The organism is Chryseobacterium sp. HNCC26DJ239 (assembly GCF_057180445.1).
In genome coordinates, this window is the sequence record NZ_JBXUGJ010000001.1 from 612,835 (window position 1) to 637,951 (window position 25,117).

General features: G+C 33.8%; 23 protein-coding genes and 1 pseudogene. 8 read left to right on the forward strand and 16 right to left on the reverse strand.

The features are described 5' to 3' along the window. Positions 1–243 precede the first annotated feature (243 nt). The gene (locus AC2A1D_RS02835) at positions 244–888 is read left to right on the forward strand and encodes a hypothetical protein (protein WP_484042154.1); all 645 of its coding nucleotides are present in this window, start codon (positions 244–246) and stop codon (positions 886–888) included. Positions 889–919: 31 nt separating this feature from the next. On the opposite strand, the gene AC2A1D_RS02840 is transcribed toward AC2A1D_RS02835, so the two are convergent. The 6 genes from AC2A1D_RS02840 to AC2A1D_RS02865 form a co-directional block, all read right to left on the reverse strand. After that, the gene (locus AC2A1D_RS02840) at positions 920–1,714 is read right to left on the reverse strand and encodes a thymidylate synthase (protein WP_484042155.1); all 795 of its coding nucleotides are present in this window, start codon (positions 1,712–1,714) and stop codon (positions 920–922) included. A gap of 114 nt (positions 1,715–1,828) precedes the next feature. After that, complete coding sequence (locus AC2A1D_RS02845) at positions 1,829–2,269, reverse strand: hypothetical protein (RefSeq protein WP_484042156.1); 441 nt, start codon at positions 2,267–2,269, stop codon at positions 1,829–1,831. Positions 2,270–2,395: 126 nt separating this feature from the next. Continuing rightward, positions 2,396–3,718 carry an alpha-amylase family glycosyl hydrolase gene (locus tag AC2A1D_RS02850; protein ID WP_484042157.1) on the reverse strand — a complete coding sequence of 441 codons (1,323 nt, stop codon included), beginning with the start codon at positions 3,716–3,718 and terminating at the stop codon, positions 2,396–2,398. Between the two features lie 156 nt (positions 3,719–3,874). Continuing rightward, entirely contained in the window at positions 3,875–4,468 is a 594-nt protein-coding gene (locus AC2A1D_RS02855) for an IS1096 element passenger TnpR family protein (protein WP_484042158.1), read from the reverse strand. Positions 4,469–4,596: 128 nt separating this feature from the next. Beyond that, positions 4,597–5,628, reverse strand: coding sequence for a sensor histidine kinase (locus AC2A1D_RS02860; protein ID WP_484042159.1), 1,032 nt, complete (start codon positions 5,626–5,628; stop codon positions 4,597–4,599). 131 nt (positions 5,629–5,759) lie between these two features. Continuing rightward, the gene (locus tag AC2A1D_RS02865) at positions 5,760–6,437 is read right to left on the reverse strand and encodes a response regulator (protein ID WP_484042160.1); all 678 of its coding nucleotides are present in this window, start codon (positions 6,435–6,437) and stop codon (positions 5,760–5,762) included. 185 nt (positions 6,438–6,622) lie between these two features. Between AC2A1D_RS02865 and AC2A1D_RS02870 the strand changes: the two genes are divergently transcribed. After that, a complete protein-coding gene (locus AC2A1D_RS02870; protein ID WP_484042161.1) occupies positions 6,623–9,202 on the forward strand; it encodes a TonB-dependent receptor domain-containing protein in 2,580 nt (859 codons plus the stop codon). A gap of 32 nt (positions 9,203–9,234) precedes the next feature. Continuing rightward, positions 9,235–10,401: a hypothetical protein gene (locus AC2A1D_RS02875; RefSeq protein ID WP_484042162.1), complete on the forward strand. Its 1,167-nt coding sequence runs from the start codon at positions 9,235–9,237 to the stop codon at positions 10,399–10,401. Between the two features lie 59 nt (positions 10,402–10,460). On the opposite strand, the gene AC2A1D_RS02880 is transcribed toward AC2A1D_RS02875, so the two are convergent. Then, positions 10,461–11,075 (reverse strand): alpha-ketoglutarate-dependent dioxygenase AlkB family protein, encoded by a 615-nt coding sequence (locus tag AC2A1D_RS02880; RefSeq protein WP_484042163.1) that lies wholly within the window; start codon positions 11,073–11,075, stop codon positions 10,461–10,463. 153 nt (positions 11,076–11,228) lie between these two features. Further along, complete coding sequence (locus AC2A1D_RS02885; protein WP_484042164.1) at positions 11,229–12,071, reverse strand: bifunctional helix-turn-helix domain-containing protein/methylated-DNA--[protein]-cysteine S-methyltransferase; 843 nt, start codon at positions 12,069–12,071, stop codon at positions 11,229–11,231. A 275-nt stretch (positions 12,072–12,346) separates the two neighbouring features. Here AC2A1D_RS02885 and AC2A1D_RS02890 point away from each other — a divergent pair, with 275 nt between their 5' ends. Beyond that, complete coding sequence (locus AC2A1D_RS02890) at positions 12,347–13,006, forward strand: HAD family hydrolase (RefSeq protein WP_484042165.1); 660 nt, start codon at positions 12,347–12,349, stop codon at positions 13,004–13,006. A gap of 105 nt (positions 13,007–13,111) precedes the next feature. Here AC2A1D_RS02890 and AC2A1D_RS02895 read toward each other — a convergent pair whose 3' ends face one another. The 3 genes from AC2A1D_RS02895 to AC2A1D_RS02905 form a co-directional block, all read right to left on the reverse strand. Continuing rightward, positions 13,112–14,506: a type III PLP-dependent enzyme domain-containing protein gene (locus tag AC2A1D_RS02895; RefSeq protein ID WP_484042166.1), complete on the reverse strand. Its 1,395-nt coding sequence runs from the start codon at positions 14,504–14,506 to the stop codon at positions 13,112–13,114. Between the two features lie 153 nt (positions 14,507–14,659). Next, positions 14,660–15,310 (reverse strand): thiamine diphosphokinase, encoded by a 651-nt coding sequence (locus tag AC2A1D_RS02900; RefSeq protein WP_484042167.1) that lies wholly within the window; start codon positions 15,308–15,310, stop codon positions 14,660–14,662. Continuing rightward, complete coding sequence (locus AC2A1D_RS02905; protein ID WP_484042168.1) at positions 15,300–15,869, reverse strand: cob(I)yrinic acid a,c-diamide adenosyltransferase; 570 nt, start codon at positions 15,867–15,869, stop codon at positions 15,300–15,302. The genes AC2A1D_RS02900 and AC2A1D_RS02905 overlap by 11 nt, the downstream gene beginning before the upstream one ends. A gap of 424 nt (positions 15,870–16,293) precedes the next feature. Between AC2A1D_RS02905 and AC2A1D_RS02910 the strand changes: the two genes are divergently transcribed. Beyond that, positions 16,294–16,782 carry a DinB family protein gene (locus AC2A1D_RS02910; RefSeq protein WP_484042169.1) on the forward strand — a complete coding sequence of 163 codons (489 nt, stop codon included), beginning with the start codon at positions 16,294–16,296 and terminating at the stop codon, positions 16,780–16,782. Between the two features lie 134 nt (positions 16,783–16,916). On the opposite strand, the gene AC2A1D_RS02915 is transcribed toward AC2A1D_RS02910, so the two are convergent. The 5 genes and pseudogenes from AC2A1D_RS02915 to hemB form a co-directional block, all read right to left on the reverse strand. Next, a complete protein-coding gene (locus tag AC2A1D_RS02915; RefSeq protein WP_484042170.1) occupies positions 16,917–17,870 on the reverse strand; it encodes a helix-turn-helix transcriptional regulator in 954 nt (317 codons plus the stop codon). 133 nt (positions 17,871–18,003) lie between these two features. Further along, positions 18,004–18,270 (reverse strand): hypothetical protein, encoded by a 267-nt coding sequence (locus tag AC2A1D_RS02920; RefSeq protein WP_484042171.1) that lies wholly within the window; start codon positions 18,268–18,270, stop codon positions 18,004–18,006. 341 nt (positions 18,271–18,611) lie between these two features. Beyond that, positions 18,612–19,337, reverse strand: a pseudogene (gene lptB / locus AC2A1D_RS02925) (LPS export ABC transporter ATP-binding protein); the annotation flags it as partial. 79 nt (positions 19,338–19,416) lie between these two features. Then, the gene (locus tag AC2A1D_RS02930; protein WP_484042172.1) at positions 19,417–21,036 is read right to left on the reverse strand and encodes a T9SS type A sorting domain-containing protein; all 1,620 of its coding nucleotides are present in this window, start codon (positions 21,034–21,036) and stop codon (positions 19,417–19,419) included. A gap of 162 nt (positions 21,037–21,198) precedes the next feature. Then, the gene (hemB, locus tag AC2A1D_RS02935) at positions 21,199–22,188 is read right to left on the reverse strand and encodes a porphobilinogen synthase (protein WP_484042173.1); all 990 of its coding nucleotides are present in this window, start codon (positions 22,186–22,188) and stop codon (positions 21,199–21,201) included. A gap of 116 nt (positions 22,189–22,304) precedes the next feature. Here hemB and AC2A1D_RS02940 point away from each other — a divergent pair, with 116 nt between their 5' ends. The 3 genes from AC2A1D_RS02940 to AC2A1D_RS02950 all read left to right on the forward strand — a co-directional run bounded on the left by AC2A1D_RS02940 (position 22,305) and on the right by AC2A1D_RS02950 (position 25,047). Continuing rightward, the gene (locus AC2A1D_RS02940) at positions 22,305–22,655 is read left to right on the forward strand and encodes a T9SS type A sorting domain-containing protein (RefSeq protein ID WP_484042174.1); all 351 of its coding nucleotides are present in this window, start codon (positions 22,305–22,307) and stop codon (positions 22,653–22,655) included. Between the two features lie 102 nt (positions 22,656–22,757). Next, positions 22,758–23,669 carry an ABC transporter ATP-binding protein gene (locus tag AC2A1D_RS02945; RefSeq protein WP_484042175.1) on the forward strand — a complete coding sequence of 304 codons (912 nt, stop codon included), beginning with the start codon at positions 22,758–22,760 and terminating at the stop codon, positions 23,667–23,669. Positions 23,670–23,736: 67 nt separating this feature from the next. Beyond that, positions 23,737–25,047 carry an ABC transporter permease gene (locus tag AC2A1D_RS02950; protein WP_484042176.1) on the forward strand — a complete coding sequence of 437 codons (1,311 nt, stop codon included), beginning with the start codon at positions 23,737–23,739 and terminating at the stop codon, positions 25,045–25,047. The last annotated feature ends 70 nt before the right edge of the window (positions 25,048–25,117 follow it).

Below are 25,117 nucleotides of genomic sequence, written 5' to 3' on the forward strand. Positions count from 1 at the left end.
AGAATGTTACAAGAAAAATCTATAAAATAGCGGTTAACAATACTTTTTAAAGCAAATCCCTTTACTTTTTTCCTTAAAATAATTAGTTTGTGAAAATTTAAATTAACCCAAAGTTTTTAAATTTAAATGGATGATTTAAACGACAGCAAAATACACGATAAACATTTATTAATTAACTAAATAGAAGAATTTTATCTATTTTATTTCAGAAAAGTTAAGTAAATTTGATTCAAATTCAACACCATGAAATCCAAAATCATTTATTTATCTTCTTTAATTTTACTTACTGCAATTAATTGCAAAAAAAGCGAAACCCAGCCCACTCTTTCAAGCAAAGATTCGACTGTAACGGTAAAACCAGACTCAGCTAAAATCCAAGAAATTAAAAACTCAACAGCAGTTTCTGCAAAACCTTTTGCTGAGGAAATTTCATTTAGAAATTTTTCATTTAAAGTTGAAGCTCCCAATACCGAAGAAGGAAATACTTTTACAATTACCCCTTCTGGATATTCTAAAACCAATGAACCGCAGATACAACCACTGGAAAAAGGTGAAAAAGTAATTAGAATTAATTTTGATGATCTTGATGGTGATAATAACCCCGAAGTTTTGGTATTAACACACCGTACAAACCCCGAAAGAAATTACCCTTATGTATTTTCCTCTAATGGTAATGCTTCTTTTAGCCCTGTAAATTTTCAGGAAGTAAGTAATAAAAAAGATTATGAAGGCAATGATAATTTTGAAGTTGCAGAAGGAAAACTTGTTGGAATTTATCCGATGATGAAAAACCACAAACCAACAGGTAAAACCAAACAAATTATGTATAAAATGTCTAATGGTGAAGCTATGAAGCAATTAAAAGAAGCCTCACAAAGTGAATACTAAAAAAGCTACTCAAAACGAGTAGCTTTTGTTTTTATATCGCAACCGGCGCTTTAATTCCCGGGTGCGGATCGTAATTTTCTAATGTAAAATCTTCGAAATCGAAATCAAAAATATCTTTAATCTCCGGATTCAATTTCATGGTTGGTAAAGGTCTTGGCTCTCTCGAAAGCTGTTTTTGAACCTGTTCAAAATGGTTGTTATAAATATGAACATCACCGAAAGTGTGTACATAATCTCCTACTTCCAAATCACAAACCTGCGCAACCATCATCAAAAGCAACGCATAACTCGCAATATTGAAAGGCACTCCCAAAAATACATCCGCACTTCTTTGGTACAGTTGTAAAGACAATTTCCCGTCTGCAACATAAAACTGAAACAAAGCATGACAAGGCGCTAAAGCCATGTTGGGAATTTCTGCCGCGTTCCAAGCCGAAACAATTAATCGTCGGGAATCCGGATTTTTTTTAATTTGCTCAATTACTTCAGAAAATTGGTCTACAACTTTTCCGTCTGCGCCATTCCAACTTCTCCATTGTGCCCCGTAAACAGGTCCTAAATCGCCATTTTCGTCTGCCCATTCGTCCCAAATAGAAACTCCGTTATCCTTTAAATATTTGATATTCGTTTCTCCTTTTATAAACCAAAGCAATTCATAAATAATCGATTTTAAATGTACTTTTTTGGTGGTTACCAAAGGAAATCCTTTAGACAAATCGTATCGCAGTTGATATCCAAAAACGCTTCTTGTGCCGGTTCCTGTTCTATCCGTTTTATCGGTTCCGTTATCTAAAATATGCTGAAGTAAGTCTAAATAATTTTGCATTTCCTTGAAATTAAGAGCGTTGAATTTTGTCTGAAATTTTGTGCAAAATAAAGAATTTTAATTACAAAATGTAATATTTTATTAATTATTAAAATAGAAAAATTGTAAAAATAATTACCAGATTTTTATAATTTTTTGTGTAACATTATTTAAAGAAATCGTTTCGCCTTCCGTTTTCTGGTCTAAAGATTTTGCTAAAGGTGAGTCTGGAGAAATACAAAATATCTTTGCCCCATTCAACGACAGATTTCCTAATGAAACTGAAATATAAAAAATCCCTTTATCTGTTTGTATCAAAGCTCCTTTTTCGGCTTTTGATGATGGTTTTGAAGATAAACTTTTCACGACAGCTTGTTGTTTCAAGACTTCATTTAACTGAACTTGAAGATTATTAATTTCCTGCTGAAGCATTTTTCTTCCCGTTTCATATTTATCGCCCATCGAAGACTTGGTATCGTTGTTTGAGGCACGAGTTTCGGCGATAAGATTTTCAAAAGTGGAAATCTTCTCTGCTATATTTTGTTTAATTAATTCTAAAATCTCTGATTTTTCCATTCTGCAATTTGGGCTAAAAGCCATTTGAATACGACATAAAAAGCGGGCTAAAGCCCGCTCTATTCATTTACTTTAAAGGTAAGTATTTTGATTTACATAAAAAACTGAATATAGCAATTATGTTATCTATTTTTCAAAAACTGCAAAATCTGAAACTTTGAAATTAAAACTATTATCGTTATTGAAATCTCTTTTCGTTTTATCGAAAACATTTCTAAAACTTCCAGAAAGGTGTGCATCGTTAATGATAAATTTCACCGGTTCTTTCGATAAATTAAGAACAACCAAAACCTCATCTTTTCCGTTCTTTCTTAGGTAGGCAAAGATTTTATCATTCGCCGAAGTATTTAAAATATAGGTTGAGACAGCAGAATCACCACCTCTTAAAGCTGGGTTCGAAGATTTTAAACTTAATAATGTTTTATAAAAATCTGCCATTTTCAATTCTTTTGTCCATTCAATAACATCTTTTTCGAAGAACTCAAGACGTTTCATGTTGGGTAATTCCTGTCCAGAATATAAAAGCGGAACACCATTCCAAGTTGCAGAGAAAACAGCCATTGGTAAAGTAATATCACCGTATTTTTCGTATTCGGTTCCGTTCCAGGAATTTTCGTCGTGGTTGGATGTAAACCAAGCTCTCATCGAAGAATCTCCTATTTGCGAATACTGAATCAACAAATCTTTTAGAGACTGAATCGATTCATTGTTTTTATAATAATCTGCAGATTTATGCATCCACTTCCAAGAATAGCTTGCATCGAAAACCTTTCCGTAATCTGGGCTTTCAATTTCATCAAATTCGCCTAGCCAAAATAGAGGTTTTACTTTTTCAACTTCGGGACGAGCTTGTTGCCAAAAATCTACTTCAACCCATGAAGCAAGATCACACCTAAAACCGTCGATATCAGTTTCTGTAATCCAAAATTTCATCGCATCGATCATGGCTAAACGCATTTCTTTGTTAGAATAATCGAGTTCGATAATATCATCCATTCCTGAAGCTTTATGGAAACTTCCGTCTGGATCTTTTAGGTAAAATTCAGGATGTGTTTTTGTCCAAACGTGATCCCAACCTGTATGGTTTGCAACCCAGTCGATAATGACTTTAAAACCTAAACGGTGTGCTTCGTTTACCATGTGTTTAAAATCGTCCATGGTTCCGAATTCTGGGTTAATTGAAGTATAATCTGCTGCTGCATACGGACTTCCCATGCTTCCCTTTTTGTTGAGCTGAGCGATAGGCGTAATTGGCATAAACCAAAGCGTTTTTACGCCCATATTTTTAAGACGTGGCATTTCTTTTTCAAAAGCCTTGAAGGTTCCTTCTTTGGTATACTGTCTAACGTTTACTTCATATATATTGGTGGTGTGTTTCCATTCTTTAGGTAAATCCATAGTCGTTTTAATGTTTTGAGAGCCGCACGAAAGCATTGTACAGCCTATCATGATTGAGAAAAAATATTTTTTCATCTTGTTATACTTTTAACAAATGTAATAATTGCTTTTTTAAAGAGTGGTATCAAGATAAAAAATAAATCTTATGTTTAGCATCATAAAAAAGAAAACCCCAAACTTTCGTCTGGAGTTTTATATTATAGTATCTTATCTTTCGTCTTCTTGATCGTCTTCATCAAAGATATCATCATTGTAGTCGTCGTCGTCTTCATCGTCATCAAAAGAATCATCGTCTTCGTCTGAGAAGCTACTTCCACCCCCAAAGTCGTCATCAAAAGCAAAGTCGTCGTCCAAAATTGGTTTTGCTTTCTTCTTTCCTGCAGCTGCCCCACTTTTAGAAGGTGCTTTTAAAGGTGCATTCCCGAATCTGAAAGTAGTAAGCGGATAATTTACCCCTTTTGTTTCTTCGTTAATCTCTACCAATTCGCAGAAAAACTCCCATAGATCCAAAAGCCCGTATTGGAACTGCGCTTTATCTCCTTTTTCAGCAAAAGCCTCGTCAATGTAAACATCAGACATAATTTCGCCATCACCATCGTCGCTCATGTCTTCCAAAGGAACACTTTTTACGACAGTACCATCACTTTCAAGCAAGTTGAAAGCTGAAAGCTCGTCGCCTTGAAGGTTAAAAGCACTTTTAATCCCCATGTGTAAGTTCCAAAGTGTCTGTTTTCCCTTAACCTCGATGTCTCTGAAGACATCTTCTTTAGCATCTAAAATTACACGAATCTTGTAAACCATACCAGCTTAATTCTTTTTTCCTTTTACTATTTAATCTATTTCTGTTGCAAATATAAAGTAAATGAAAGTTGACAAAAAAATTTTTCAGAATTTTTTAAAAGATTTTTTTTTCATACATTTTGCGCCGCTCACTTTGCTTTTTCGAGCATAAAACTAAATTTAGTACCTTCCAAATACACACTTTCTACAGTAATGTTTTCGTTGTGAGCTTCCAAAATATGTTTTACGATTGCCAAACCGAGCCCTGAACCGCCTTGTCTTCTGCTTCGGCTGGTTTCTACGCGGTAAAAACGTTCAAAAATACGAGGTAAAAGTTCTGCTTTTATCCCCATTCCGTTATCAATAACTTCTACAAGTACTTTATTTTTTACGATACTTGTTTTCACGATTACTTTCGCCTCTTGTCGGTTGGCATAATGTATCGCATTTGAAATTAAATTGATAAATACTTGTGAAATTTTCTGCTTATCTGCATCCACAAAAATTTGTGTTTGTGGGGTTTGAATTTGCAAAGTTGTATTGTGTTTCTCGGCTTCAAGATCTAGTAGGTCAAAAATTTCTTTTATCAACTGATTAACATCGAATCTCGAAACTGTAAGGTTAATTTCGCCTGCTTCGAGTCTGTTAATCATATCGAGATCTTTTACAATGGCAATTAATCTTTCAACAGACTGGTCGATACGTTCTAAATATTTATCTCGAATGGCAAGATTTTCTACACCACCATCCAAAAGTGTTTCCACATATCCTTGGATGGAAAAAAGTGGAGTTTTCAGCTCGTGAGAAACATTTCCGATATATTCTTTTCGGTAATCTTCCATTTCTTTCATCATATCGATTTCAGAAACTTTTTTTTGGTTGAGATCAGAAAATCTTTCTCCTAATTCTTTTAGGGTAATATTATCTTGCTCGTCATACGCCATTTCTTCCGGAAGGATTTTAGAAATATTTCGGATTTGTTTTTTTGCGTACGAATTAAAAAGAAGCTCTAAAACGGTATAATTAATGAGGAACATGATAATGATGCTCACCAAAATACCCGGTGTAAATATAGAGGATTCTGAGTATTTGTCTTTTAAAGAATCAAAGGCAAGTACTAAAATAAACATCACCAAAGTGATGAGAAGTGAGGAGACGAAAGTAAGTTTGTAAAATTTCAATTTTACAAGATTTTATGGTTGAAAATTAAAGGTAAGGAATTTTAAATTAATGACTATCTGTATCATTATTTAAACTAAAGATTTTTGAATCGTAAAAAGCTTCAATTTTCAATACAGATAATCATTTATTATTAAACAATTAGTTTATAACCTATTCCTTTTAACGTTTGGATGGTGTTGATTCCTAATTTTTCTCTTAGTCTTCTAATATGTACGTCGATGGTTCTTTCGCCCACGATTACATCATTTCCCCAAACTTTCTCAAGAATTTCTTCTCTTTTGAAAACTTTTTCGGTGTTTGAAGCTAAAAGATAAAGCAAATCAAATTCTTTCTTAGGAAGTAAAAACTGCTGTCCGCCTTTAGAAACCCTAAAGTTATCTTTGTCTATAATGAGATCTCCTATTTCTATATGCTTACTTGTATCAGACACTTGCGAGGTAAGCTGTAGAAGTGCATTTACTTTAGAGATAAGAATTTTCGGTTTGATTAATTTCACAATATAATCGTTTGCACCTGCTTGAAAACCTGCCAATTGTGAAAACTCTTCACTTCTTGCGGATAGAAAAACGATTAATGTTTTTTGAAGTTCTTTAATCTTACGAAGTTCCTGACAAGTTTCGATACCGTCTTTTTCTGGCATCATTACATCTAGGAGAATAAGATCTGGTAGAATTTCTTTGGCCTTTACAATGCCTTCGTTGCCATTTGTGGCTGTGTAGATATCATAACCTTCTTTTTCTAAATTATAAGAAAGTATCTCTAGGATATCCATTTCATCATCAATTAAGAGGATCTTTTTTGAGTTCATTTTCGATTTTTGCTGGTCAAAGTTAATCATTTTTAAATCACAGGTTAATGTTGAGATAATCGTTCACATAAAGTTAACAATAAATATCGATTAGTAACAATTCGTTAAAGAAAATTTAAATTTCACTAAACCAAAGTACGCACAATTGTTTAGTTCCTTTGCACCGAAGAAATTAGTAAAAAGAAATGAACTTTAGAAAAATCAGTATTGCAGTTTTATTTTTAACATCAACAGGAACTGTAATGTATGCCCAGACAACACAAAAAGATTCTACAAAATCTGAAAAGAAAATTGAAGGTGTTGTAATTCAGGGAACAACTAAGAAAGGTGCAGAGTCTAACATTATTGGTCTCCAAAAAAAATCAGTAGAAGTAATTGAACGAGTTGGTTCAGTTCAGCTTGAGAAACAAGGTGTAGGCGATGTATCTATTGCTGTAACGAAAGCTACAGGATCTCAAAAACAAGAAGGTACTGGACAAATTTTCATCCGTGGTCTTGGTGATAGAAACAACTCTACAACAATTAATGGTTTACAAGTACCATCGAACGATCCTTTGTTCAAAAATATTGATTTAGGAATCATCAAAACAGACATGATTGATTTTGTAGGACTTGAGAAAGTTTACAATCCAAAACTTTGGGGAGACATGTCTGGAGCAAACGTTGATATTGTAACTAAAGTTTATACAGGAAAACCTTATTTTAAACTAAATTTAGGATCTAGCGTTAATTTTAATGCGATTAGAAAAGATCACTTCTATCTTCAGGATGGGCCAGAGTATTTTGGATTCACCAAAGTGGAGCAACCTTCTAAAAACGCTGTACTTAATACAGGATATGTTTTCAAAACATCTTGGAACAACAGAGAAGTAAACAACCCATTCAACTCATCTTTCAACTTTGATTTTGGAACCAACTTCAAAATCGGAAGCCAAGGAAAACTTAGCATTTTCGGATACGGAGGTTTCGATAATAGCTATGAATATTTAAACGGAGTAACTGGTGGTGCTTTTGATGCTCAAAACCAACCTTTACGTCTATACAACAAAGCAGAAGAATTTAAATACAGCACAAACACTACTGGTTTAGTAAATTTAAATTACAAAATCAACAGAAATCATAATATTAATCTATCTTCTAACTACATCCATACCACAGAACAAACTGTTGGGCAATACTCTGGATACAATAGAGATGTTTATGATAACGATATTAACCAGGAAAGATACGTTACACAACAGAGAAGAGCTACCTACAGAATCAATGATTTGTTGGTAAACCAGCTTAGAGGTGAGCACACTTTGTCTGAACCATTAAAAATCTCTTGGAACGTTGGCTATAATAGACTTGACAGCCAAAGACCAGACAGACAAGACAACACTTCTGTATACGACAAGCAAACCAACACAAGCTTCTTTGCAAGTAGTAATCCTGGAGCAAACAGCCGTTATTTCGACCAATTGCTAGAAAATGATTTTGTAGGAGATTTACATGCAGATTACAAACTTGGAGACAAAGCAAAAATCACTTTAGGATATAGCGGAAGATATAAAGAAAGTGACTTCAAAGCGACACAATACAACTTTAGAATTTTGGCTCCACAAGGAACGTACAACTTGGATCCTAATAACTACGATAACTTCTTCAACCTGGGAAATTATCAAGCAGGAAGTTATTTTGATATCGTAACCTTTAGAGGAGATGTAAAATACAACCCTCAAATTGCATTAAAACCTCAGAGCTTCGATTCTGAAATCGCAAACAACGCAGGATACGCAAATGTAGATTATAAGTTTTCTGAAAAACTAACAGCGCAATTGGGAGTAAGATTCGAAAACCTAAGTCAAAAGCTTAAATACAATACACAGTTATTTCCAGACGGAGGTAAGGTAAACAGAGATTATAACAAAGTTTTACCTGCATTCAACATCAAATACAGCATCAACGATAAGCATAATTTAAGATTAGCAGGATCAAAAACATACACCACTCCTCTACTTTTAGAAACTGCACCGTTTGAATATATCGATGTAGACCAAAGTACAATTGGTAACATCTACAACTACCCTGCAGACAACTACAATGCAGATTTAAAGTGGGAATGGTTCCCTAAAAAGAATGAGCTTATCTCGGTAACTGCATTTACTAAATTTATCCAAAATCCAATTGCTAGAGTTGTACTAAACTCTTCAGCAAACTCTGTTTCTTTCATGAACGTAGGAGATACAGGTAGAGTTTTTGGTATAGAAGCAGAATTGAGAAAAGATCTTTACGAAGCCGGAAAAACCAGATTATACACATTCCTAAACGGAAGCTACTTAAACACTCAACAAGATCTTGATGAGGATAAAGTAAGAAGAGAAAACACAGGTAAAGGATTCAGTTACACTGTAGATTTCATTAAAGATAAAGATAAATTACAAGGAGCTTCACAATTCTTAGCCAACGTAAACTTAGGATTAGAGCAAAAATGGGGTGACAAAAACACATTAGACTTTGTAGTATCTTACTCTTATATTTCAGACAACATCTATGCATTAGGATTTCAAAACAGAGGAAATCTAGTAGATAAAGGCTTCAGCTTACTTGATGCAACTGTAAAAATGAAATTACAAAACGGAATCGGGATTTCACTTTCAGGAAAAAACCTTCTTAATCCATACTTTACAAGAATTCAGGACAATGAGCTTACAAATACAGAACTTATCTCTAAACAATACAAAAGAGGGGTAGGTATGGGAGCTAGTGTGTCTTACGAATTCTAATCACACAAAATAAATTTTTAAAATATTGTAAAATGAAAAAGAACACTTTAAAATTATTAGCTGCTGCATTCATTATGTCTACAACAGCAGTTGTATTCAACTCTTGTACTAGCGACGATGAAGATGAAGAAATCATTACATCTGGTGGTATTGCTTCCGATCCTAATAATTTCAAAGGAGAAGTAAAATCTGGCGAAACTGTAACTCTAAACCCAACTGTAGTTTACAAATTAACAGGTGCGGTTGCTGTAAAAGCTGGTGGAACTTTAGTAATCCCTGCAGGAACAAGAATTGAAGCAACAGGTGGTACTTCAGCATACATCACCATCGAGCAAGAAGGTAAAATCTTTGCAAACGGAACTGCTACTGCTCCCATCGTATTTACTTCGCCATCTGCAACACCAGGAAGCTGGGGTGGTATCGTAATCTGTGGTAAAGCTCCAATTAACAAAGGAACTACAGCTACAGCAGAAGTTGGTAACGCAACTTATGGAGGTACTGTTGCTAATGACAATTCTGGTGTTCTTAAATATGTGAGAATTGAATATGCAGGTGCAATATTTACAGCAGATAAAGAATTCAACGGTCTTTCTTTATTTGGAGTTGGAAACGGAACTACAATCGATTACGTATCTGCATTCAATGGTTCAGATGACGGTATCGAATTCTTCGGTGGTACTGTAAACGTTTCAAACATTGTTTCTATCTCTAACGAAGATGATGCTTTCGACTGGACAGAAGGATGGAACGGAACCGCTACTAACATCTACGCAAAAAGAAGAGCAAACGGTGTTGGAAACAGAGGTATCGAAGCCGATAACAACTCAAACGACAACAACGCAAACCCAAGATCAAACCCAACTATTAAAAATGCAACATTCATTGGTGGTACTACTGGTGAAGCTGATGCTTTGAAATTGAGAGTTGGAACTTATGGTACTTTTGACAACCTAGTTTTATCTAACTGGACAACTGGTATCAACGTAGAACATGATGCTTCTGTAGCTTACTTCAACGGTGGAAACAAAATCACTAACGTGAAGTTTGACACTAACGTTGTAAACAAAGCTTCTGCTAAATCTAGTGCAGGTACTGCAGTATCTGTATTGGCAAACACTTATACAGAAAACGCTTCTGCTACAGGTGCAGGAAACGGAACAGGAACGCCAACTTGGGCAACTGGATGGGCTGGATTATAAGAAAATAATTAGTTTCTTCATATTAACAAGAAACCTCCTTGGATGATCCGAGGAGGTTTCTATTTTTCTTCAATCGTTCTAAAAGTAAGATTAATTCTTGGCGTTTTTACTTTTGTTGTGGGAGGCAATCGATGCAGCCAGTTTTCTTGCGTGGCATCTTTCATCACCAAAAGACTTCCGTTTTCAAGGAAAACTTCTACTTTTTCGTTCGTTGTTTTATGTTTGAATAAAAACTTTCTTTCCGCTCCAAAAGTTAAAGAAGCAATAGCACCATGTTTTTTCAGATCCTTTTCGCCATCACTGTGATACGCCATTCCTTCGCTTCCGTCGTGATATAAATTCAGAAGGCAAGAATTATAAGTTTCGCCTGAAATCTCTTCGCATCTGGTTTTTAATTCAAGCAATTCGGGCGTCCAAAACTTTGCTAATTTAGTACGTTTAGAATAAGTATATTCAAAAGCTTTTTCGCCAAACCACGCCACTTTTCTTTTCGTTAAAATTAATTTTCCAAAAATGACAGCTTCATCATTTTCCCAAGGAATTTCTTTCAACAAATAATCGTAAAATTTCTGAGATTCTTCTGCAGAAAAAATTTTCCCATAATATTCTGTAATTCCATCATTCGGAAGAATATTGATTGGAAATTTCGAAATATCATCAAAAAGACTGAGCATTATTTTATTTTAAATTAATTTGAAAACACTAAATACACAAATAATTTTCACAAGAAACCACAAAAGTCTATGAAATATGTGAGAGTAAATTACAGGCTAAATATTTTCCAAAACAAAAATTTTAAACCTTTAATTTTCAATGATAAAAAAAAGTCAAAGGTAAATTTTTGCACTCTCCCATCCAATAATCATCTGTTTTCTTTCGCTTCCCCACATATAACCTCCAATTTTTCCCGTCGATTGAATTACGCGGTGACATGGAATTAAAAAAGCAACAGGATTACTCCCAATCGCTGTTCCAACCGCTCTCGATGCTTTTGAATTCCCTATTTCTTCGGCTAAATTTCCGTAAGTTGATAATTTACCCATCGGAATTTTCAGCAAACTTTCCCAAACTTTAAGTTGAAAATCAGTCCCTTTTAAATGCAGTTTTATGGTTTCTAAATTCTTAAAATCCTGGCTAAAAATAGACCATGCTTTTTTCTGCAAATCATCTGTTTGTTGAATAAATTCTGCACTGGGAAATCGTTTCATCAAATTGATTTTTGCAACAGCTTCGTCTTCCTCAAAAGCCATGTAACAAACGCCTTTCGAAGTGGAAGCCACAATTAATTTTCCAAACTTACTTTCGGCAAAACTGTAATTTATTTTCAGGTTTTTTCCGCCATTTTTATATTCTGCAGGAGTCATTCCTTCGATATTTACAAACAAATCATGCAATCTGCTCGTACTTGAAAAACCAGTTTCTAAAGCCGTGTTGAAGAGTGTTTCCTTTTCATCTTTCAAAAGATTTTTAGCATGTTCAATACTTAAAAATTGAAGGAATTTTTTCGGACTCGTTCCTGCCCAATCCGTAAACATTTTCTGAAAATGAGCAGAGCTTAAACCCACAAAATTTGCCACCTCATCCAAATCTGGCTGCGTTTTAAAATGATTTTGTATGTATTCTATTGCCTTGGCAATTCTTTGATAATCTAAAATTTCCTGAGCAGACATTTCGTTTATTTTGTACAAATTACAGAAGAAAAAGTGAAAGAAAAAATCCGATTCGTGCGGAATTACTTTTTCATTTGGGTAAAATAAAAATTATTTCTGAAAAGAACCAATATTTCGGTGCTTCGCGTCTTTTCCTAAATGGACAAATTATTTTCACCAACATTCCGCAGCTTCGCTGCTCCATTCTAAAAAATAAGTCCACTCTTAAAAATCTAAATCTTTATCTCAACCGAAACCTTTACCTCAAAATTCTTACCTTTACAAAAACTAAAAATATGTCGTTAAAAGCTGTGCTATTCGATATGGATGGCGTAATTGTAGATACTGAACCGTTGCACAGAAAAGCCTATTTTAAAACCTTCAACCAACTCGGAATTGCTGTTTCTGAAGAACTTTACACTTCTTTTACTGGCGCTTCTACCAAAAGAGTTTGCGAGACTTTAATCTCAGAATTTGGTTTAAGCCAAACGTTTGAAGAAATTTCACAAATCAAAAGAGACCATTTTAAAGATTACTTTTATAATGATGATGAATTTGATTTAATTTCCGGAGTAAAATCACTCATCGAACATTATCATGACAACGGAATTAAGCTGATTCTCGCTTCTTCTGCCACAATGACGACTATTAATATGGTTTTTGATAAATTCGGACTTGAAAAATATTTTAGCGGAAAAATAAGTGGTGCAGATTTAAAAGAATCAAAACCTCATCCTGAAGTTTTTCAATTAGCTGCAGAAATGGCAGGACATCACATCGAAAATTGCATGGTGATTGAAGATTCTACCAACGGAATTTTAGCAGCGCACAGAGCAAATATTTTCTGTGCGGCATACAGAAGTCAGCACTCGAAAAATCAAGATTATACTTTAGCCAACATTGTTATTTCAGATTATGAGGAATTGCAAATTGATAAAGTTTCAAAATATTTTTAAACGAAAAAGCTCTCAAAATCTGAGAGCTTTTATTTTATTTGGCTAAAGCCATTTGATTATTTTTCTAAATAAAAACGGGCTAAAGCCCGTTTCTATTGATATTTTTTATTTATATCCAAGAAGTCTTAATACATCTTCAGGTTCTTGTTTTTCACGGAAAATCTCGTAGTGGAACTCACCGTTTTCATCCTTCTGAATCAAAATATGTCTTGGTTGTGGCATCAAACAGTGATGAACTCCACCATAACCTCCGATTGTTTCCTGATACGCTCCTGTATGGAAAAACCCGATGTACAAAGGTTTTGTATCACTAAAAACAGGAAGATAAATAGCGTTCGTATGCTGTTCAGAGTTATAATAATCATCAGAATCACACGTTAAACCGCCCAAGAAAACTCTTTCATAAGAATCGTCCCATCGGTTCAAAGGAAGCATAATGAAGTGTCTAGAAATTGCCCAAGTATCTGGAAGTGTCGTCATGAAAGAAGAGTCAATCATGTTCCATTTTTCTCTGTCGTTTTGGCGTTTTTGAGAGATAATTTTGTACAAATTTGCTCCACTTTCACCTACTGTAAAGCTTCCAAATTCAGTGTAAATATTAGGTTCTTCAACTCCTTCTTCTTCACAGAATTTTTTAATTTGAGAAACGATTTCTTCAATCATATATTGATAATCGTAGTCAAAATTTAATGATGTTTTAATTGGGAAACCACCACCAATATTCAAAGAATTAACTTCTGGAGCAATCTTCTTCAAACGTGCGTACACACGAAGGCATTTATATAATTCGTTCCAATAATACGCCGTATCTTTAATCCCGGTATTAATGAAGAAGTGAAGCATTTTTAGCCTTGCATTAGGATGCTCTGCAATTTTCTGAGAGTAATAAGGAATGATATCTTTGTACCCGATTCCCAATCTTGATGTATAAAATTCGAATTTTGGCTCTTCCTCAGAAGCAATTCTGATTCCGATATCGAAAGTTTTGTCGATGCTTTCTGTTAATTTATCAAGCTCTCTGTAGTTATCTAAAATCGGGGTAATATTCTCGAACCCGCTATTAATCATATCTGAGATTTTCGCCAGATAATCATCAGTTTTGAAACCGTTGCAGATTACTTCAATACTTTTTTCTACTTTCCCTTCATCAAAAAGAGATTTCACGATATCCATATCATAAGCAGAAGAAGTTTCGATAGAAATATCGTTTTTCAGGGCTTCTTCAATTACAAATTTGAAATGGCTAGATTTGGTACAGTAGCAATACCTATAGTTTTTTTTGTAGTCGATCTTCTCAAAAGCTTCTTTAAACCAGCCTTTCGCTTTCTGAATATTTTGAGAGATTTTCGGGAGGTAACTTACCTTTAAAGGAGTTCCAAACTTTTCAACAACATCCATTAAAGGAATATCGTGAAACAACAAATTGTTCTCAGCTACATTGAATTCTTCGGTTGGAAAATACAATGTCTGATCAATAAGTTCCGAGTACTTTATTTTCATTTTCTAACAAGTGAATTAAGAATGCAAAATTGCTAAAAAAGATTGATTTTAGGGTGTTAATTTATTATAATTTTACACTTATGCTAAAGTGTTAACATTCTGTTTAAATGTTTATTATTTAATCAACAACAAAGGCTTTATTGTTTGAATTTTCTAATAATTACGTTCATTTTTTGCGACAAAAATCAGCAAATCACCTTTTTCGTAGGTAATAATTACCTTATCTTCTAAAGCTAAGTTTCGAGTAAGCATTGTAGAAGCCATTTCAGCGTCTACTCCACTCAAATTCCACTTTAAACCTTTAGAATTTAGATTTTTTACCGTTGGAAAAGGATAAAGCGAAATAATTTTATTTTGAACACCTTTTAATTCAATACTTTTGGGGATGAAATAATATTCGGAATAATCATCAAAAAACTTAATTTCCAACTGATTTTTAAAACCAAAAGCCACTGTAAGATTTCCTAAAAAATGGTCTTGTTCGCCTCCGCTTCCGCCATAAACATCAACTTTTTTGAAGCCTTTTTCCACAATAATTTCTAAAGCTTTATAAAAATCTGTTTTTTCTTGGTCTGGAGTATGAATTACCTCAATATTAACATCTTTTGCTTGTTGAAGAACCTCTTCTTCCCAAACGTGAGAATCGAAATCACCAGAAATAAAATCGAGTTGTTGAAGAGCGAAATTTCCTTCTTTCAGATAATGAAAAGCGCCATCTGTACAGGCAACTAAACCATAATCTGAATGATTGGGAAAAGTTTTCGGAGCGTCTCCGTTGATGAAAAGTAATGCCTTATCTTTCATTCGGGTTCCAATATTCTTCGGCTTCGTTATTTAATTTTGAAACGTATCTTGCCAAAACAAAAAGATAATCTGAAAGTCTGTTCAAATATTTAATCAACTCTGGGCGAACTTCTTCAGCTTCATTTAAAAACACCAAAGAGCGTTCTGCTCTTCTGCAAATAGTTCTTGCTGCGTGTAAAAAAGTGGCTGCTTTTCCGCCTCCCGGAAGAATAAAAAACTGTAAAGGTTCCAGTTTTTCATCAAAAGAATCCATCCATTTTTCAAGTTCTTCAATTTCTGTACCCGAAATAATAATAGGAAGCCTTGATTTTCCGTTTGCCAACATCAATTTATCAACCGGCGTTGCAGCTTCTGAACCAACAGTGAATAAATCGAACTGTATTTTTTTAAGCTGTTTCAAAACTTCTTCATCCTCAATATGACTTTTTGCAATCCCGATGAAAGAATTGAGCTCGTCGATATTTCCGTAGCTGTCTACTCTTGCGCTCGCTTTTGAAACTCTCGTTCCGCCGTATAATGCAGTTTGACCTTTGTCTCCTGTTTTGGTGTATATTTTCATAAAATAAATTGTAAAAATTCGCTAAGAACACTTTAAAAGTTAATACTGAAATACAATAACTTATCTTTTTCGTGAACTAAAATTGTGAATACTGCCTATTTTCTGCAGTTTCACCCGACTAAAATACTTCTTTTTATAAAACTCTGAAAATACAATCTCTCTTAAAAGAGTAAAAGCAAAATCCTACTGATAAAAACTAAAAAAAAATGACCAATCAAAAAAGATTGGTCACATTCAAAATTATTTATCTACACAACATATTTACCTTCGTAATCTCTATCATCATCTTCACTACAACGTGAGGAACATTCATTTTATTTTATCGTTTAAAATATTTTTTCTATTCTAAAACTCTACTGACAAACTGTTGTCACTTCTTCATTTTACCTTTGTCTTAACATTAACAAATAAAACAAAAAACGTTATGACAACTACCACAACAACAAAACAATTTATCTCTGCAGCACAACTTTTAGAAAATTGGCAAGGCCACAGAAACCTTACAAGAAGAGTGATTGAAGCGTTTCCAGAAAAGGATTTATTTGAATTTTCAATTGCAGGAATGAGACCTTTCTCCAAAATGGCTATCGAATTAATCACTATTGGCGGACCCGCATTAAAAGGAATCGTAGAAGGCAACATGGAAGCCTACAACGAAGAAGCTTTTGTACCAAAAACCAAGGAAGAACTTTTGGCAAAATGGGATGCAGAAACCGAAGTTATCAATCATTATTTTGCGCAAATTACTGAAGAGCGTTTTCAGGAAACTTTCAATTTATTTGGTCAATATGAATTTCCGGTGTATCAAAATATTCTTTATTTCATCGATAACGAAGTTCATCACCGCGCGCAAGGATATGTTTATCTAAGAGCTTTAGGTATTGAACCACCTTTCTTCTGGGAAAGATTCTAGTTTTTCGCCACGAATTCACAAGTATTTCAAAACTCCTCCCGTTGATTTTCATATAAATCTGCGGGATTTTTTTTGCCACAAATACACAAATACTTTAAAATTATGCCTCTTATTTTTTTATAAATGTGAAAATTTCAACTAATTTTTTTTGAAATTTTCTCAAGCAATTCTTTCATTGTGATTTTTAAAGATTCAGGTTCGATGATTTGGGCAAAGTCTAGAAAAGTAATCAACCAACGAGGAAAACCTTCTTCAATCCAATCAGTTTCAAAAGTAAGTTCCACACCGTTTTCCGTTTCTTTTTCTTCCGTTAAACCATAATAAATTTTAGAATTGGAAAGATGACCAATTATTTTCTTATCAACCAAAAGTTTTACGATGGTTTTATTTGCATTTGGATTGTTCCTGTAATCGCTAATTTGCCCATATTCCTGCAAAAAAGGATTCTGCGTTTTCATTAATTTTAAAATTCTGTCTACCCGAAATTGTCTAAAATCCTTTCTCAACGTACAATATGCAATAAGATACCAGTAATTAAATTCAAAAAAAACACCCACAACTTCAATGGTTCTTGTTGAAATTTCTTCATTTACCGTTTTATAATCGATGGTAATTTGAACTTTCTCTGCAATACTTTCTAAAATTGTCGGAATAATATTTTTAATTTTATCTTCCGTTTTCGGGTAATTGTTATAAATATCGATTTGTTTTTCGATGTTTTCAAGCAAATTTCTGTCGGAATATTTCAAAACAGACCTCACTTTTTCCATCGCCGTTTGATAGTGATTTCCTAAACTTTGGTGCGAAAATCTTTGCATTAATTTTTCTGCTGTGATAAAACTTAAAACTTCTTCTTTCGTAAACATTACGGGCGGAAGTTTGTAGCCATCCATCAAAGAATAACCGCTTCCTGCTTCTCCCAAAATCGGAATTCCTGCATTTTCTAACGTTTTAATATCTCGATAAATGGTTCTTACGCTCACCTCAAACTTTTCTGCCAAATCTTGTGCTCTCACAATCGGTTTAGACTGTAACTGAGTAAGAATTGCTGTTACGCGGTCAAATTTTTTGAGATAATGATCGTTCATTTTACAGAAAATTGAAAGAGAATAAAGCTTTAATCAATATAGCAACACAAATTTACTTTAATCTTAAAAACTGAACTATTTTTAAATGAAAAACGTACTTTTTTCAAAGAAAAAAAATACGTTTTGTAGTATTTTATTTGCTTTTGAATTCATCTTTCAAGCTGCCATCATCATTAATATATTTAAATTTATGATCTTCTGAAATTATTTTACCTCCTGCTTCAAAAAAAGACCCCCACATCGAAAACCAATCTTCTACATCATTTTCTTTCGCGGTATCCCATCGAATAAAAGTTGAAAACTCATGATGACCTTTTAGGTCGATAATTACTCCATGCTCATCATCTAAAAAGACTTTTGTTCCAACTTTAAATAATTCGTAAAAATCAGACGCAGCCATAACTTTTATCCCTCAAAAACGTAAGTTGTTAAATAATGAAGTTCAGATTTACTTGCGGCTTTGGAATCTGTTTCAGCTTGTTCTAATGTATAAATTGAGTTGATTTCTTTCTTCTGGAATACAAAAGAATTGTTCACATTTTTATCTACCACTTCATTGAAAACATGCTGTATTTCTGAGTTTCCTAAAGATGCAAAACTGATGTCTTCAAAACCATGCATCAACCTCAAATTATCAAGTTGTGAGAAATTTTCGTTCACAAAATTTTGTAGTTGGTTTTTAGAATCAAAATTTCCTGCCCAAATATTGTATGCGTAATGTTTCTTTTTCGGCTTATCAAAAATACTTTGGTACACGAAGTTTTCACCTAAATATGCCTCTCTTACTTGCGGGTCGTTTGCCAAATCTTCCGGAAGACCTTCTTTCAAAATTCTTCCTTCAAACATAATGTAGGTTTTGTTGGTAATCGCTAAAGTTTGCTGTACGTTGTGGTCGGTAATGAGAATCCCGATGTTTTTATCGGTTAAGCTTCTTACAATTTTTTGAATATCTTCAACGGCAATTGGGTCAACTCCCGCAAAAGGCTCATCCAATAAAATAAAACTTGGGTCTGTTGCTAAACATCTTGCAATTTCGGTTCTACGTCTTTCACCTCCAGATAAAAGGTCACCACGGTTTTTGCGAACGTGTTGAAGAGAAAATTCTTCTACAAGTTCATCACATTTCATTTGTTGTTCTCTTTTCGAAAGCTTGGTTAACTGTAAAACACCCATGATATTATCTTCAACCGAAAGTTTTCTGAAAACAGAAGCTTCTTGCGCAAGATAACCAATCCCTTTTTGGGCACGACGATACATTGCATCTTTGGTGATTTCTTGTTTATCGAGGAAAATTTTCCCCGAAGTAGGCTTAACCAAACCAACAATCATATAAAACGATGTGGTTTTACCGGCTCCGTTTGGACCAAGCAAACCAACTATTTCTCCCTGCTGAACCTGTACAGAAACGCCTTTTACAACTTTCTTCGGGCCGTATTCTTTGATTAAGTTTTCTCCGCGTAAAATCATAGGCACAAAGATAATTTTTTTTTGAATTGAAAAGGCATTAAGCCATCATAAACCATTTCAAAAAATGATTTGAGGAAATTTAATTTTTAATTATTTTTTTTGAATAAACATCGGCTCCATCTTCAATTTGAATTAAATAAATACCTTTTGGAAGATATTTTAAACTTAATTTATTGTGCTTAACTTCACCTTGTGATAAAATTTTTCCACTTAAATCTAAGATTTTGTATCTCGCATGTGAAAAAATTCCATTAAGGTAAAGTTGGTCTACTACAGGATTAGGATATATCGAAAGCTTTTCTTTTACAACTTCATTTACAGATAGTGCTTCTTGCAATTCGTAAGCACCTAAATCAATATTGGTTCCAAATAATCTAGGATTACCGTCTAAATCATGAGAAGCACCAACCGTTGTTGTAGAAACCAAATTGTACAAAGCATTATTACCATAACCATAAGCCGGACTAATGCTTTGAATTGAAAAATTGCCTGTAGCTAAACTCTGAAAATAAGGATTTACAGCTAAAAGATTAGTGGGTCCAAAAGTGTTTTCTTGGAAAATATTTCTTCTAAAATCTTTATCACTTAAATCATTACTGTAATCGGAATCTGCATCTTTAAGCCTTCCATTAGTTGCTGTGTTATTATAAAAGATTGAATTAAATATATTCGTAGAATGTATTGTATACTGATCGGTCGCAGATCGACTAAATGCTAATGCGGTATTTTGATTTGCCACAAAAGTACAATTCGCCACAGAAAGCTCTCTAGAATTAAAAATCGCTCCACCAAAATTAGTTGCAGAGTTTTGATAAAATAAAGAATTCGTTATATATGAAGTTCCACTGCTACTAAATGCTCCACCCGTTGATGCGTGGTTTGTTTTAAAAATAGAATTAGAGATTCGTGTTCCTAAAAAAGATCCGGAAATTGCTCCACCACTTGGAGCAGAATTGTTTACAAATTCACAATTGCTAATAACTAGGTTATAAAAATTTCCATAAACAGCACCACCAGCATTTATTGAAGTATTATTGGTAAACTTACTATTAATGATTTGCACACTATTATCCCAAGTGTGAATAGCACCGCCACCTCCAACTGCATTCACACCATTATCTGTATTGTTTATAAACTCACAATTATCAACAATATGGTTATTGCCATACCAAAAGAAAACTGCACCTGCACCTCGTTCAGAAGTAGAAACATTGGATAAAAATTTACAATTTTTAAGTACAGAAGAAGCTCCATATACTCTAATTGCTCCTCCACCACTATTGGGATTAGTCCCTCCGACAATTGTTCCTGTAACAAACCCGTTCCTAAACGTAATACCATTCACCTCAACAGAAGCGCCCCGAATAATTAATATTTGGGTAGTTGTTTGGCCATCTAAAATGGTAAGATTGGTAAGATAATTTCTTTGTGATAATGCGGTTTCATTCCCAAAAAAACCTCCGTATAATTTTAAATTTGATACTCCGATCGCAACTGCTAATGTGCTACTCACATTATAAACTCCTTTTTTAATCCAAAGTTGTGAGTTTGAATTCGCCGAAGAAACAGCATTTTGTAATGTTGATGCATTTCCCCATGAACTACCGGAACCATTTCCAGCTCCATTCACTGTTACGAAAATTTGCGACTGAAAAAAAGTAAATCCTAATAATAAAAATAGTAGTAATTGTTTTCTCATTTGTGTTTTTTGTTACGTAAAAATTACAACAAAAAACATGCTGAAAAAGCTAAATAAATTTAAAAAAAATCATAAATTAACATTTGTTAAGCCGTCTTTTTTATGATTTATTGTTAAAAAAACAAAACAGCAACCTCATTTCGAAGTTGCTGTTTTTATATTTTATTTCTGTAAAAGCAAGGCTGCTTCTTTAGCAAAATAAGTAAAAATCATATCTGCGCCGGCTCTTTTAAAGCAAGTAAGACTTTCGATAATGGTTTTATCATTGTCTAACCAGCCATTTTGTGCGGCAGCTTTTACCATCGCATATTCACCACTTACGTTGTAAACTGCGATAGGAATGTCGATAGCTTCACGTACTTTAGCAACAATATCCAAATACGGAAGACCTGGTTTAATCATAATAATATCTGCACCTTCTTCTACATCCTTGAAAACTTCATTCAAAGCTTCGCGAGAATTATGAAAATCCATTTGATACGTTTTTTTATCCTTCGGAATCTCACCAAGTTCTTTCGGAGCGCTATCTAAAGCACTTCTGAATGGCCCGTAAAAAGAACTTGCATATTTTGCGGCATAACTTAAAATTCCAACATCATGAAAACCATTTTCTTCCAAAGCTTCTCTAATTGCTAAAACTCTCCCATCCATCATATCGCTTGGTGCCACAATATCTGCTCCCGCTTCTGCATGAGAAACTGACATTTTGGCTAAAGCTAAATTCGTTGCGTCATTGGCGATTTTTCCGTTTTCAATAATTCCGTCGTGACCGTAAATTGAGTAAGGGTCTAAAGCTACATCGGGCATTACCACCATTCCTGGAACAGCATCTTTAATTGCTTTAATGGTATTTTGCATTAATCCATTTGGGTTCCAAGCTTCTTTTCCTGTATTGTCTTTTAAATGTTCAGAAACTTTCATATAAAGGTTTACCGCTTTTACACCTAAAGAATACAGTTCTTTACATTCCTTCACGGTAAGATCAATACTTCTTCTGAAAATTCCCGGCATAGAAGCAATAGGTTCTTCTTTATTTTCGCCTTCCATTACAAAAATTGGCATTACCAAGTCGCTCACAGACAGGCTACTTTCTCTTACAAGACTTCTCACAGCTTCATTGGTTCTCAGTCTTCTGTTTCTTGAATATATCATTTTGGAATACTTTTTGAAATACTTCTGCAAATTTAATATAACTAATTCAAAAAACTGTTGTATAATAAGATACAATTGTCTACTTTTGTTATAGTTTATATGCAAAAATCCGTTGAATGAGAAAAATTTTATTTTTTATTTTACTTACAGGCAGTCTTTTAGGGTTTTCAAGTCAATTGAAAGCACAATTAAGAGAGCCTAATTCTGTATCTCAAAAATCTGATGATGGAGTTTTGACTGCATACCCAAATCCGGCGAAAGACATTTTGGTAGTGAAAGCGAAAGATGCTTCTTTAAAAATAAAGAACGTAACTTTCTATTCTATTATGGGTACACAAGTAGCGAGCTACAACATCAATACCAATAGAGCTGAAATTAATATCGACAGACTGAAACCTGGTAAGTACATGATTCGTTACATTTTAAGTGACAATACTCAGAAAGTAACGCAAATTGTTAAACAATAGTATAAAAATCCTGATTATCGTCAGGATTTTTTTTTGCACTTTATTCTCTCTCAATTATTCCGTAACTTTCGGCTTCTAATTTAATTATACTTAAAAACTCACATGTTAAAAGCTGAGCATATTATAAAAACGTATGATTCCGGAAGAAAAGTTGCTTTAAATGACTTTAGTATTTCTGTTCCAACAGGAAGTATTTACGGTCTTTTAGGTCCAAACGGAGCTGGTAAAACTTCGTTTATCCGAATCATTAATCAAATTACAAAAGCAGATTCTGGCGAAATTTATATCGATGGTGAAAAACTAAATCCTTCACACATCAAAAACATTGGTTATATGCCAGAAGAGCGAGGTCTTTACAAAAATATGAGCATTGGCGACCAAATTCTTTACTTCGGAGAATTGAAAGGAATGTCTAAAAACGATGCCCTTTCTGAAGCAAAAAAATGGTTTGAAAAACTTCATATAGACCAATGGTGGAAGAAAAAACTTACCGAACTTTCAAAAGGGATGGCTCAAAAAATCCAATTTGTGGTGACAGTTTTGCACAGACCCAACCTTTTGATTCTTGACGAGCCTTTTTCTGGTTTCGACCCGGTAAATGCCAACTTAATTAAAGACCAAATTATCGATTTGAAAAATAACGGAACCACCATTATTCTTTCTACCCACAGAATGGAAAGCGTGGAAGAAATGTGTGATTCTGTTGCATTAATCAACAATTCAAAGAAAATTATTGACGGAAAAGTTTTTGAGGTTCGAGAAAAATTTAAGAAAAATATTTTTGCTGTAACGCTTTCAGATTTGAATGAAGAAAACTTCACTCTTTTTGCTGAAAAACACAATATTTCAAATCTTAAATACGAACATAACTTAACTTCGTTTGATATTAAAAATGAAATTCCTCAAAACGAATTGCTTTCCGAAGTGTTAAAAACAGGAAATGTAAGAGCTTTCGAAGAAAAAATACCTAGCATGAACGAAGTCTTTATTAATGCTGTATCTAATAATAATTGATTGATGATATTTGATGTTTAATTTAAAATTAATCATCAACAAATCTAACATTTCATTTTAAATCTCTATGAACAATATAATACTTATTACTAAAAGAGAATTCTTAACTCAGGTGAAGAAAAAATCTTTTATTGTCCTTACTTTATTGGCGCCCATTCTTCTACTCGCTTTTGGAGCGGTAATCGGTTTGATGTTTAAAGCCAATGAAACGCACACCAAAATTGATGTTGTAGACCACAGTGGTTTATTCGTAAATGCATTAAAATCGGACGATAATATCAACTATAATTTCATCACAAAATCTGACGAAAGTAAAAAAGTTAACGCTTTAAAAAACGACGAAAATACGGATGGAATTTTAATAATTCCTGAATTAAAAGATTCAGATTATGCCAGTTTTGAGCAAAATACACAATTGCTTCTCAATAATAAAATTGGTTTTGATACCAAGAAAATGATTGCTTCAGAAATTAATGAAGTTCTTAAAAAAGACAAAATCAAAAAACTAGGAATCGAAAATTCTCAACTTGAAGATTTAGACAAAAAATTCTCTCTAAAAACCATTAATATTTCTGAAAACAATAAAGAAGATTCTGACCTTGCTTTTGGGGTAAAAAGTGTTTTAAGTATGCTTTTAATGTACGTAACCTTCATGTTTATCATTATTTATGGAGTACGTGTGATGAGAAGTGTTTTAGAAGAAAAAAACAACCGTGTTGTGGAAATCATCATTTCTTCGGTAAAACCTTTTGAGTTGATGATGGGTAAAATTCTAGGCGTAACCATGGTAGCTCTTACCCAATTTATCGTTTGGATTAGCATGTCTGTTGTTGGAGCACTGGTTTTGAACACAGGTTTTTCTACAATGCCAAAAAGCATTCCTGGAGCAGACCAAGATGTTGCAAGCAAATTTGATATTATGGAAATGGGAACACAGATTTCTCACAGTTTACTTGAACTGAATTTCCCTTTAATCATCTTTGTTTTCATTGTTTTTTTCCTTTTAGGATACATGTTTTACAGCTCTATTTACGCCGCAGTTGGTTCTGCGGTAGACAATGAAACCGAAACGCAGCAATTCACGATTTTTGCGGTACTTCCGTTGATGCTAGGAATGTACGGAAGCTTTACTGTAATGAATAATCCCGACGGACCGCTTGGTTTTTGGTTATCGATTATTCCGTTTACTTCACCTGTGGCGATGATTGCGAGAATTCCTTTTGGCGTTCCGGTTTGGCAAATTGTGCTTTCAATATCACTGCTTTTAGGAACCACAATATTTATGATTTTCGTAGCTGGAAAAATTTACCGTGTCGGAATTTTGATGTACGGAAACAAAGCCAGCTTAAAAGAAATCTGGAAGTGGATTAAAAATTAATCTACTCTACTAACAATTAAAGAAGCCCCGAGATTTTTAGAATCTCGGGGCTTTATTTTTATTGAAAAAA